This window comes from Xiashengella succiniciproducens (assembly GCF_023674465.1).
Classification (GTDB): Bacteria; Bacteroidota; Bacteroidia; order Bacteroidales; family Marinilabiliaceae; genus Geofilum; species Geofilum succiniciproducens.
On sequence record NZ_CP098400.1, the window covers coordinates 1981935 to 1993077 of the forward strand.

General features: G+C 43.2%; 11 protein-coding genes. 7 read left to right on the forward strand and 4 right to left on the reverse strand.

The features are described 5' to 3' along the window. Positions 1-120 precede the first annotated feature (120 nt). Positions 121-432, reverse strand: a complete 312-nt coding sequence (locus tag M9189_RS08380; RefSeq protein WP_250722313.1) for a CidA/LrgA family protein — start codon at positions 430-432, stop codon at positions 121-123. Positions 433-559: 127 nt separating this feature from the next. Between M9189_RS08380 and M9189_RS08385 the strand changes: the two genes are divergently transcribed. Both M9189_RS08385 and M9189_RS08390 read left to right on the forward strand, forming a co-directional pair. Then, entirely contained in the window at positions 560-2095 is a 1536-nt protein-coding gene (locus tag M9189_RS08385; RefSeq protein WP_250722315.1) for an AbgT family transporter, read from the forward strand. A 1-nt stretch (position 2096) separates the two neighbouring features. Then, complete coding sequence (locus M9189_RS08390; RefSeq protein WP_250722317.1) at positions 2097-2996, forward strand: 1,4-dihydroxy-2-naphthoate polyprenyltransferase; 900 nt, start codon at positions 2097-2099, stop codon at positions 2994-2996. A 93-nt stretch (positions 2997-3089) separates the two neighbouring features. Here M9189_RS08390 and hemH read toward each other — a convergent pair whose 3' ends face one another. Beyond that, the gene (gene hemH, locus M9189_RS08395) at positions 3090-4154 is read right to left on the reverse strand and encodes a ferrochelatase (protein ID WP_250722319.1); all 1065 of its coding nucleotides are present in this window, start codon (positions 4152-4154) and stop codon (positions 3090-3092) included. 42 nt (positions 4155-4196) lie between these two features. On the opposite strand from hemH, the gene M9189_RS08400 reads away from it, so the two are divergent. Next, positions 4197-4775, forward strand: coding sequence for a thioredoxin family protein (locus M9189_RS08400; protein ID WP_250722321.1), 579 nt, complete (start codon positions 4197-4199; stop codon positions 4773-4775). A gap of 55 nt (positions 4776-4830) precedes the next feature. On the opposite strand, the gene M9189_RS08405 is transcribed toward M9189_RS08400, so the two are convergent. Together M9189_RS08405 and M9189_RS08410 are read right to left on the reverse strand one after the other, a co-directional pair. After that, complete coding sequence (locus M9189_RS08405; RefSeq protein WP_250722322.1) at positions 4831-5388, reverse strand: hypothetical protein; 558 nt, start codon at positions 5386-5388, stop codon at positions 4831-4833. 517 nt (positions 5389-5905) lie between these two features. Next, the gene (locus tag M9189_RS08410) at positions 5906-7189 is read right to left on the reverse strand and encodes a hemolysin family protein (protein ID WP_250722324.1); all 1284 of its coding nucleotides are present in this window, start codon (positions 7187-7189) and stop codon (positions 5906-5908) included. A 436-nt stretch (positions 7190-7625) separates the two neighbouring features. On the opposite strand from M9189_RS08410, the gene M9189_RS08415 reads away from it, so the two are divergent. Genes M9189_RS08415 through M9189_RS08430 form a run of 4 tightly spaced genes read left to right on the forward strand, consistent with a single transcriptional unit; the run spans position 7626 to position 11133 of the window. After that, a complete protein-coding gene (locus M9189_RS08415; protein ID WP_250722326.1) occupies positions 7626-8567 on the forward strand; it encodes a PstS family phosphate ABC transporter substrate-binding protein in 942 nt (313 codons plus the stop codon). 1 nt (position 8568) lies between these two features. Further along, on the forward strand, positions 8569-9456 hold the full coding sequence (pstC, locus tag M9189_RS08420) for a phosphate ABC transporter permease subunit PstC (RefSeq protein WP_250722327.1): 888 nt from the start codon (positions 8569-8571) through the stop codon (positions 9454-9456). After that, on the forward strand, positions 9453-10304 hold the full coding sequence (locus M9189_RS08425) for a PstA family ABC transporter permease (RefSeq protein WP_250722329.1): 852 nt from the start codon (positions 9453-9455) through the stop codon (positions 10302-10304). The genes pstC and M9189_RS08425 overlap by 4 nt, the downstream gene beginning before the upstream one ends. Before the next feature lie 7 nt (positions 10305-10311). Further along, positions 10312-11133, forward strand: a complete 822-nt coding sequence (locus M9189_RS08430; RefSeq protein ID WP_250722330.1) for a phosphate ABC transporter ATP-binding protein — start codon at positions 10312-10314, stop codon at positions 11131-11133. Positions 11134-11143: the final 10 nt, after the last annotated feature.

Sequence of the window (11143 nt, forward strand, 5' to 3'; positions counted from 1 at the left end):
AAGGTTACTTAAGAGGATAAAACATAACTTTTAATGTTCGGTTCAAAGAAAAAAACAAATTTCGGAAAACCTAATGACGGCTACATGGCTTTTGTATTAAGTTAATGTTAACTAATAGTCTCACTTCATAGTATCAGGCGTAGTAAAGGCATAAAAATGGCAGTAGCCAATCCCATCAATCCTATGCTCAGTCCACTGATGGCACCTTCCACTTTCAATCACTCCCACTCCTACCGGCACAAAAAACAAGGCCATATTCCTTGTGATCACTGATGCCACAGGTTTTAACCCGTCATTCTTGACTACTCCACTGAGCAGTGCAAGAAAAAGCAGTATCATACCAAGAATACTTCCCGGAAGAAACTCCCCAGTCAGTCGACTAAGGAAAATACCCAGGGCATAGAAAAGAAATATCACAAATATTCCGTACATCACTCTAATAATTTGACATGCAAAGGAACAAAAAAAGATCAAGCATGGAAAAATTTATATTTTTGCACCATCATCCCTCTCTCCCCAAAATGATAATTGAATTTATAACCCGGTAAACAATCAAAAAATGTCTGATACCACTATCAAGAAAAAAAGAAACTACATTGATATCTTCCTCAACATACTTGAAAAGGGAGGCAATGCTCTACCTCACCCTGCTACCCTATTTGCAATCTTTGCATTGCTGATACCTGTTTTATCGGCTTTTGGATACTGGTTTGACTGGAAGGCTGTGCATCCGGCAACCGGAGAAGTAATCAATACTGTCAACCTCCTATCAAAAGACGGAATAGATAGAATCATAAATGAGATGGTGACGAACTTCACCGACTTTGCTCCGCTTGGAATAGTGCTGGTTGCAATGCTGGGCATTGGGATTGCTGAGACTAGCGGACTTATTGGGGCAGTGATCCGAATCCTGGTTATAAAGTCGCCAAGGAAAATTATAACTTTTGTAGTGGTTTTTACCGGTGTAGTTTCAAATGTGGCAAGTGATATCGGATATGTATTGCTTATACCTCTTGCCGGGATAATATTCCAGGCTGTTGGTCGTCACCCTGTTGTAGGTATGGCTGCTGCTTTTGCTGGTGTATCCGGAGGTTTCAGTGCTAACCTGATACTTGGAACTATTGATCCACTATTGGCAGGACTTTCTGAAGAGGCTGCACATATCCTGGATCCTTCATATCAGGTCAACCCCACTGCAAATTACTACTTCATGGTTTGCTCTACCTTCCTGATAGCTTTTGTGGGAACATGGGTTACAGAAAAGATTGTTCAACCGCGCTTTGGAAAATATGAGGGTGATCAGGTACAAGAAATTATCGAACCGCTTTCAAAGGTCGAAAAGAAAGCCCTTAAGCATGCCATGCTTGTTTCACTTGTATGGGTGGTTATTATTTTGGTGGGTCTGTTACCTTCAAACGGGTTGCTGAGAGGAGCTGATGGAACCATATTGTCATCTCCTTTTATAAAAGGTATTATAAGCTTCCTGTTTTTGATGGCTGCCAGTGCTGGCATTGCCTATGGTATCACAATGGGTAAGTTTAAAAATGATACGGATGTCGCCAATGCCATGGCTCAGAGTCTGAAAACGCTGACAGCCTATGTTGTTCTGGTCTTCTTCGCAGCACAGTTTGTTGCCTATTTCAAGTGGAGTAATCTTGGAATAATAATGGCCGTTACCGGAGCAGAATCCTTAATAGCAGCCGATCTTGGACTGATTCCTCTGATGATAATGTTCATCATTTTTGCCGCTATTGTCAACCTGTTGATGGGAAGTGCCTCAGCTAAGTGGGCCCTGCTGGCTCCGGTTTTCATTCCTATTTTCATGCTCCTAGGGTACTCTCCGGAACTCTCACAAGCAGTATATCGTGTTGGTGATTCAGTTACCAACATAATATCACCAATGATGAGCTATTTTGCACTTATCATTGCTTATTTTCAGAAGTATGACAAGAACTCCGGTCTGGGAACGATCATAGCCACAATGATACCTTATACAATAGTATTTTTTATTGGCTGGACCCTGATGCTTATCATCTGGGTTACTTTTGATATTCCATTGGGTCCCGGAGTAAGTATTTATTATCAATTGCCATAAAATGAGCAAAATAAAAGCATGGATAGTGTCGATGAGACTGCGTACACTGCCTCTTGCACTTTCGAGCATCTTTATGGGCAGCGTCACCGCTGCCCATTATGGGATGTTCCGTGCAGAGATACTGCTATGGGCTTCCCTTACCACTCTTTTTCTTCAGATTCTGTCCAACCTTGCCAACGATTTCGGCGATGCAAAGTCGGGTGCTGACAACGAAAACCGCGTCGGCCCACGTCGTATGATTCAAAGCGGGATGATCACACTTGGACAGATGAAAATAGCAATGATCATCTTTGTACTACTCAGCCTGGTATCGGGAATAACTCTATTGATTAAGGCCTTTGAGAAAGATCATATCAAACTGATGGCCTTCTTTTTATTGGGAATTGCCGCTATCATTGCAGCTATTCGCTATACTGCGGGCAAAAACCCATACGGCTATCGTGGACTGGGTGATATCTATGTCTTTCTGTTCTTTGGACTTGTGGGTGTTGCAGGTTCTTTTTACCTGCATGCAAATGTATGGCACTGGGAGGTATTGCTGCCTGCAGCGACTATAGGTCTATTCAGCACAGGAGTGCTGAACCTCAATAACATCCGTGACCGGGAGTCAGATATTGAAAGTGGCAAAAGGACTATGGCGGTAAAACTGGGAGACCGTTATGCACGTCAGTATCATATGGCCTTGTTGGGTGACGGCTGGATTCTCTTCCTGATTTTTGTGATGCTTAGTCCCCGACCTATCTGCTTTCTGCCTGTCTTTGGTGCAATGCCAATCTTTATAAGGCATGCTGCAAAGGTGTGGAAGAATGAGAATCCGGCATTGCTAGACAATGAGCTTCGCAACCTGTCACTGAGTACCCTGCTCTTTGTAGCACTGTGTGCGCTTTCCCTTGCCTTCTAATTCTCACAGTGCCTGAGCTCAGGAGGATGGCGACTATAGGAATCTATATATCCTGAGGTAAATAAGGGCCAGAAGGCTTATTTTACCAGGGGATCAGTTCCTGGGCATAAAGTCGGGATAGATCTCGGCAGGTTTGGTTTCTCCCTGAAGCGAAAGCTCTGCGATGGCCTTTACCCATGCCTCATCAGTATTTAGGCAGGGCACGCAGGTAAAATGTTCACCTCCTGCCTCCATGAAGGATTCCCTCGCACCCATATCGATTTCCTCAAGGGTCTCGAGACAATCACTAACAAAGGAAGGACAGACTACTAGCAGCCTTTTCCTGCCCAGAGCCGGGAGCGACCTGACTGTTGCATCAGTTGATGGTTTCAGCCAGCTGTCAGTTCCCAGTCTCGACTGGAATGACAGTGAATATTGCTCCTTGTTCAAACCCAGCCTTTCAGTAACCAGTTTTGTAGTTTCCCTCACCTGATGCCTGTAGCAATAGGCATGAACAGGTGAAGTTCCCCCGCAGCAGTCCTCCTTTTGCATGCAATGCCGACCACTTGCATCCCTCTTTGTTATATGCCTTACCGGCACTCCATGGTAGCTGAATAATACGTGGTCATACTCAGCCGATTTGAGATACCTTTCAATAGATGCCGCAAGAGCAGTTATGTAACAGTCTTTATTATAAAATGGTGGCACTACGCTTAGGCTGAATTTGTAAACACCATCCAGCCAGATACGTCTGACATGCTCAACGGCTGTCTCAAAACTGCTCATTGAATAATGCGGATACAAGGGAAACAGTATTACTTCCTTTACCTCCGGATTCTCCTGAGTAATCTTATCAAAAACAGCCTTGGGTGCAGGATTCCCATACCTCATACAGTAGTATACAGGCAAACCTGTCTCATCCTGCAATTTATCAGCCAACTGTCTGGTATGCTCAATAAGAGGTGATCCCTTTTCAGTCCAAATTTTCTTATATTTACGTGAACTACGTGGAGTCCTGAAAGGTGTGATTATTCCCCTAACCAGCAAGAGACGTCCCAGATAAGGCAGGTCAATAACCCTCTCATCCATAAGAAATTCATTGAGATAGCGGTACACATCCCGCTTTAGCGTGGAGTCTGGTGAACCAAGGTTTGTTAGTAGAATGATCTTTTCAGGCATTAGCTTGTTTAATATTAATGGAACAACTAAAATACGAAAACTATGGCATTTACACTTCAAATCGGAGACAAAGCGCCGGCTTTCACACTGCCGGCCACTGACGGAAAGACCTATTCACTAAGTGATTTTAAAAACAAATGGCTTGTTATATTCTTCACATGCAATCACTGTCCTTATGTAATCGGTTCAGACGAGGTTACAAGGGCTACTGCCAATAAGTATGCCTCACACGATGTAAAGTTTGTTGCTATCAACTCCAATAGCAAAAACACCTATGAGGAGGACAGCTTCCCCAACATGGTGAAGCGCATGGAAGAACATAAGTTTCCTTGGGTCTACCTGCACGACGAAAGTCAGGATATAGCTCTGGCATACGGTGCACTACGTACACCACACTTTTATGTATTCAATGAAAAGAGGGAACTGGTCTACACCGGTCGCGGAGTTGACTCGCCAAGGGATACTTCCAGGATGAAGGAAAATACTCTTGACATCGTACTTGATGCATTGGTAAATGGAAAGAAGCCACCGTTTGAGGCTACAAATCCCATCGGCTGTAATGTCAAATGGGATGGCAAAGATGCACACTGGATGCCTGCTGATGCATGCGACCTAGTATAAAACAATTACGGCAGCCTCTCGGCTGCCGTAATAATTTATTAAATAAACCTATCTATTAAAAACCTTCTACCATCCAGTGTTCAAAATCACAATCATCAAGATTTTCCCTGTAGTCATTATTAAACATCCAGTCTTCCAGATCCATGTTCAGATCTTCTTCAATTATAGATCCTGCATGTGCAAAATCTAACATCCATTCTTCTAAAACTTCAAGCTCTGCACCACGTCTTACTCTCTCAGTAAGTATGGAAATATCATAACCTAGCATCCAGTTTACAAGACTGCTACCTTCATCGTGGATATACTCATTGGTTTCACCCATACCAAGATCAAACATCCAGCCTTCTATCCTTATCAGCTTTTCGCTGTACGCTTCACCAAACATCCAATCCTGAAGTATACTACCGGTATTGTCAACTTTCTCGGTAAGGTTCTCCGAAATCATCCAGGGCTTAACCTGCATGCTGGTATCAACAGCTACAGTTAAGTTGTCTGAAACACTGTAAAACAGATGTGCAATATCATTGTCATCCTCCTGTGCAAAACCGTTTGTTGCAGCAGTCCATAGCAGGATGGTGGGAAGCAGAACTAAAAACGCTTTACCTTTTTTCATCTTTATTTCCTCCGGTTATTAATTATTACTTAATTCTGTCGGGCATCCCCTTTTTTGAGAGTGCTGCCCTTACCGGGACTGCATTTTAAATATATATAACGGTTTATTTCCTGTATAGTTACAATTCAAAACATTTTAATTTCAGGCAACCGTCTACTTTAGGATCAGTCCTCTAAAGATACGGTGGTCCCAAAAAGTGTGCAATTCTTTCTGATCATTATTTTTTTTGAAGAATATTTTTCTAGTACTTTTCTATTACACTGTCTATCAGTGATATACAAGGACAAAAAAATGTAAGTCTGGTCTGCCTCAAAAGCGCAAAAATGTACGTTACTGTACAACATCCGTACACTTACGATCTAACTGCCAAGAAATCGAACACAAATCCGGGAAAGTTCAAATAATTCAATAAGATAGATCCATGCGGGCTTAAGCCATCTATGGATACATGATAAATATGAAGACTATAGGCAGAAAAGCAACATAGTCCTCAATACAGTTTAAAAAGAGCATGTAATTAAACCTGAGGTTTCCTTGTTACAAGTATCTTGTCGATTCTGTTGATATCCACGTCAACTATTTCTATAAGGTACTCACCATATTCTATTTTATCTCCCACCTGAGGAATCTTATTTATAAGACTGAATACAAAACCAGCCACTGTAGAATAGTCTATCTTCTCAAAATCCAATTCGAAGTCTTCCAACAGTTCGGCAAGAGTCTCAATTGGTGCATCACCACTGATAAGTATTGATTTATCGTCACGAACGAACACATCCGGCTCATGCGACTCCCATTCATCAGGAATAGGGCCCAGGAAGTTTTCAAGTATATCATGCATTGTGATAATACCCTCAAAGCCTCCGTACTCATTCACAACAAAGCAAAGGTGATAAGCCTCCTCCTTAAGGATATTGAGTACCTTGTTGGCATCGGTATTTTCAGGCACAACAACAGGCTCTTTCATCAGACTTTGCAGCTTGATTTTCTGCTTGTTGTAAAGGGCTTTATAATAATCCCTTGTCATGATAAAGCCCACAAAGTTGTCAAGCTCACCCCTGCAACAAATTATCTTGCTGTGCTTGGACTTTAGCAATTGTTCCTTAATACTGTTTTCATCCTCATCCAAATCGATCCATTCGATATCAGTGCGGTGAGTCATTAGGTGCTTGGCTTTCTTTTCTGCGAAATAAAAGATGCGCTCGTGAATATTGTCCTGCCCCTTGTCAATCACTCCTTCCCGCGATGCACTCTTGATAAGCTGACGGAGTTCCGACTCCGTCAGAGTATCCGGATGTTTTCTAATACCAAGGATTCCATTTATAAAATTGGTTGATGCAGAGAGCAGTAATACAAAGGGATAAAAGGCCTTGCTAAAGTAAAATATAAAGGGGGCTACTATCCTGGCCACCTTGTTTGAATTGCTCAGGGCAACAGTCTTAGGCACAAGTTCACCGATAACAATCGACACATAGGTAATAGTAACCACAGTGAGTCCAAATGATAATTCATGGCTATAGGCCCTTGTTGCATCAAACTGATCGAAAAAAGGTGCAATGTTGTCTGCCAGGGCCATACCACCGTACATACCGGTTATAATACCGATCAAAGTTATACCAACCTGAACAGCTGAAAGGAAGCCCTCGGAGTTTTCAAGCAGCTTCAATGCTATACCGGCACCATAACTGCCCTCCTTTTTGGACTGCTCAAGAGCTGATCTCTTAGCTGAAACCAAAGCAATCTCCGATAAGGCAAAAAAACCGTTTAAAAGTATTAGTACTCCTAGTATTAAAAATTCCATATTAAATGTTTGTGTCCATATCCGGTTTTCTAAGGTTAATCCCTACCGGGAGATTAACCTTACCGCGACCTTGTAAAATTACTATTTATTGTAATACACACTTAATATTTTGTTTCCTCCCGGCCGGTATCCCAGTCTCCGGCCTGCTCCAGGACCTGCTTTCCCCTTATTATGTTAATCAAAATACCACATTTCAGGTATAGAACGAAGATCTGCAAATTCGCTTTTTTGTAGTATCAAATTTCAGCAACCAACCACCTCTTAACTAAATGGGTATAAATACCGCTTTATGAGGATGATAGAACACCGTAACTTTACATATCCAAATTTCACAATTTGGAATCAAGGTGCGAGGCCAAGAAAATTGTAACAAAAAAGAGTTTTCCCGCTTGCTAACTGTAACAATAACTCAAGTAAAACCAAACAAATTAACGCAATGAAAAAGGCCATTCTCCTAAGTCTTCTATTGCCGGCACTATTAGTCACGGCATGTGTATCCAAAGAAAAAAAGGATAATACAATATCCATATCCGGAGCCTTCGCCATCTATCCAATGGTGGTAAAGTGGGCTGAAGAATACCAGAAACTACATCCGGAAGTCAGGTTTAATATTTCAGGCGGTGGTGCCGGTAAAGGTCTGGCAGACGCTCTGGCAGGTGTTGTTGATCTGGGCATGTTCTCAAGGGAAATCACTCCGGTCGAACTTGAACAGGGTACCTGGTATGTAGGTCTGGTAATAGATGCTGTAGTGCCCGACATTAATATTGACAATCCCTATGTGGATATTATCAAGCAAAGGGGTTTGACCCGAGATGAGTTCCGTGCAATATATATTGATGGTACTATAACCAACTGGGGGCAGCTTCTGGGTGTTGAGAACGGTGAACCAATAGCTCTCTACACCAGGTCTGACGCCTGCGGTGCTGCTGAAACTTGGGCCAAATACCTCGGCGGAAAGCAGGAAGACCTGCTAGGCATAGGTATCTTTGGTGATCCAGGTCTGGCCGAAACCACTGCAAAAGACCAACTGGGCTTTGGATTCAACAATACAATCTATGTCTATGATATCAATACCGGAGGCAAGCGTCCCGGTCTTGAAGTAGTTCCCATCGACATCAACGAAAACGGTCAGATAGATCCCGAGGAAGACTTTTACGGTTCCTTTGAATCAGTGCTGGATGCAATAGCCAGCGGAGTATACCCTTCTCCACCATCTAGGGAACTCTATCTGGTTGCCAAAGGCAAACCACAGAAAAAGGTGGTAATCGATTTCCTTAAATGGGCATTGACTGAAGGACAGCAGTATGTACCCGAAACAGGCTTTGTGCCCATCACACAGAATGCTATTGACAATTATCTGAAAAAGCTGGAAGAGTAAAATGCATTTACGTAGAAGGTTAGTTGACAGAATAACAGGATCATGGATGGTTCTCTCACTGATAACCATCCTGCTTTTGCCTATTATTATAGGAGCTGGACTGTATTATAAATCTATTCCAATACTTGAGGAGCATTCGCTCTGGCAACTGATCACATCGTCAGAATGGTCTCCCCACAAAGGCAATTTTGGCTTCTGGCCTTATATATCAAGTACGCTTTATGTCACCCTTATAGCCTTTGTGCTAAGCGCTCCTTTTTGCCTTTTTGCGGCTATTCATCTTACAGAGTATGCATCCAAAAGATTCGTGCGCATCATCCATCCCGTGATTGATATCCTTGCAGGACTGCCATCGGTTATCTATGGGGTGTGGGGTATCCTGGTGATAGTCCCCTTTATCTCAAAACATCTTGGACCTCTCTTTGGGGAGAAGACGACCGGGTACTCGATATTGTCGGGTGGTATAGTACTTGGAATCATGTGCATACCCTATATGCTCAATATGCTTATTGAGTTTTTCAGGACTGTGCCCAAGGGTACAAGGGAAGCCTCCCTTTCACTTGGTGCTACCTATTGGGAGTCAATCAAACATGTGGTAATCCGCCACAGCAGACCCGGTATCGTGTCTGCCTTTGGATTGTCCTTTGCCAAGGCTATTGGTGAAACCATTGCAGTGATGATGGTGGTAGGCAACAGGATACTGGTAACTGCCAATCCCTTCGATGCCGGTTACCCACTTCCGGCACTGATTGCAAACAACTACGGGGAAATGCTATCAATACCCATGTATGACGCAGCTCTTATGTTTGCTGCCCTCTTGTTATTGGTCATTATTCTGGTTATCAACCTTGGATTCCGTTATCTAATCCACAAAACCCAGAAGCTATGAAAGCAAAGAAACTTGAAGAAAGATTCTTCAGAGCTCTCTCAGCCACAGCCTCATATTCGCTGATTGCGATACTGGCTTTTATTCTGCTGATTATATTTGTAAAAGGCTTTGGTGCTCTCAACCTTGAAATGATCACCCAAACCCCAAAGGGAGGTTATTACTACGGAGGAGGTGGTGGTGTGCTTAATGCCATTGTGGGTTCTCTATATATCGGTTTGGGCTCGACCCTAATAGCAATTTTAATAGGAGCACCGGCAGCCCTGTATATAAATGTTCACCTTGTTACAAATAAGAAGGCACAGAATGTAGTAAGATATCTGCTGGATGCCCTCTGGGGCATCCCGCCCATCGTGTACGGAGCTTTCGGCTTCACACTGATGCTTTTTGTAGGTATGAATTCATCATTGATAGCAGGTATTATTACCGTAGCCCTGCTTATTTCACCAATTATGGTCAGAACCTTCGATGATGTGCTGAGTACCATTCCAAAGGGTCTGCACGAAGCCTCACTGGCTCTGGGATCAACACGTAGCGAGATGGCCTTCAAGGTGATGTTCAAACAGGGCTTTTCCGGTTTTATAACTGCAGTATTGCTTTCATTTGCAAGAGGCATCGGTGATGCTGCTGCTGTGCTGTTTACAGCCGGTTATACCGACCTGATCCCGGTCACTCTCGACGAACCGGCTGCCACACTGCCCCTGGCAGTATTCTTCCAATTGGGCTCCCCCATACCCGAAGTACGTGAACGTGCCTATGCTTCTGCGGCCATCCTTACCATTCTTATACTGATTATCAGTCTGGCAGCCAGATCACTGTCGCACAGATATACTAAGTCTAACGTAAACTAAGACAACCATGAGCTACCTAAATATTGATACAATGACTGAAGAACTGGTGGAACAAAAAATTGAACCCAGGAAGGAATTCATAACAGTACTGCAGATTAGAGATCTGAATGTCTATGCTGAAGACCACCATATACTAAAGGATATCAACCTCGACATCCCTAAAAACAAAGTAACTGTACTGCTGGGTCCCTCAGGTTGCGGTAAGACTACTCTGCTCAAGTGCATGAACAAGCTTACAGACCTATATAAGGAGCTGCAGGTAAGTGGTAGTATTGTTATTGACGGTGACGATATCTTGAACACAAACAAAAACGTGCCTGCAATCCGCAGAAAAATGGGGCTTTTGTCACAGCGTCCTTTCCCTCTGCCTATGTCTATATACAAGAATGTAGCTTATGGTATCAAACTCAAAGGAGTGCGTGACAAAAAGCTGATACAGTTTAGTGTCCAACGAAACCTCGAAGAGGTTGGCCTGTGGGAAGAGGTCAAGAACAGGCTTAACAAACCTGCTCACAGTTTGTCAATCGGACAGCAGCAACGTCTCTGCCTGGCAAGGGGGCTTGCAGTAAAGCCTCAGATTATTCTTGCAGACGAACCAACATCGGCTCTTGACCCAATTTCCAGTAAGACTATCGAGGAACTGTTCCGCAGGCTTAAAAAGCACTATACTATCATACTGGTAACTCACGTACTGCGTCAGGCTGTTAGACTGGCCGACCATGTTGTGTTTATGTCGGATGGTAAGATTATCGAACAGGGTGATCCCGATCAGCTTTTCGCCAATCCTCAGACTGATAAACTCAAAGAGTACCTGGTTGAAGGAAATTAGCTGTATATTT

Bases quoted from the DNA above. Each gene is read 5' to 3' on its own strand.
- M9189_RS08380 (WP_250722313.1), bottom strand. From the start codon at position 432: ATGTACGGAATATTTGTGATATTTCTTTTCTATGCCCTGGGTATTTTC.
- M9189_RS08385 (WP_250722315.1), top strand. From the start codon at position 560: ATGTCTGATACCACTATCAAGAAAAAAAGAAACTACATTGATATCTTC.
- M9189_RS08390 (WP_250722317.1), top strand. From the start codon at position 2,097: ATGAGCAAAATAAAAGCATGGATAGTGTCGATGAGACTGCGTACACTG.
- hemH (WP_250722319.1), bottom strand. From the start codon at position 4,154: ATGCCTGAAAAGATCATTCTACTAACAAACCTTGGTTCACCAGACTCC.
- M9189_RS08400 (WP_250722321.1), top strand. From the start codon at position 4,197: ATGGCATTTACACTTCAAATCGGAGACAAAGCGCCGGCTTTCACACTG.
- M9189_RS08405 (WP_250722322.1), bottom strand. From the start codon at position 5,388: ATGAAAAAAGGTAAAGCGTTTTTAGTTCTGCTTCCCACCATCCTGCTA.
- M9189_RS08410 (WP_250722324.1), bottom strand. From the start codon at position 7,189: ATGGAATTTTTAATACTAGGAGTACTAATACTTTTAAACGGTTTTTTT.
- M9189_RS08415 (WP_250722326.1), top strand. From the start codon at position 7,626: ATGAAAAAGGCCATTCTCCTAAGTCTTCTATTGCCGGCACTATTAGTC.
- pstC (WP_250722327.1), top strand. From the start codon at position 8,569: ATGCATTTACGTAGAAGGTTAGTTGACAGAATAACAGGATCATGGATG.
- M9189_RS08425 (WP_250722329.1), top strand. From the start codon at position 9,453: ATGAAAGCAAAGAAACTTGAAGAAAGATTCTTCAGAGCTCTCTCAGCC.
- M9189_RS08430 (WP_250722330.1), top strand. From the start codon at position 10,312: ATGAGCTACCTAAATATTGATACAATGACTGAAGAACTGGTGGAACAA.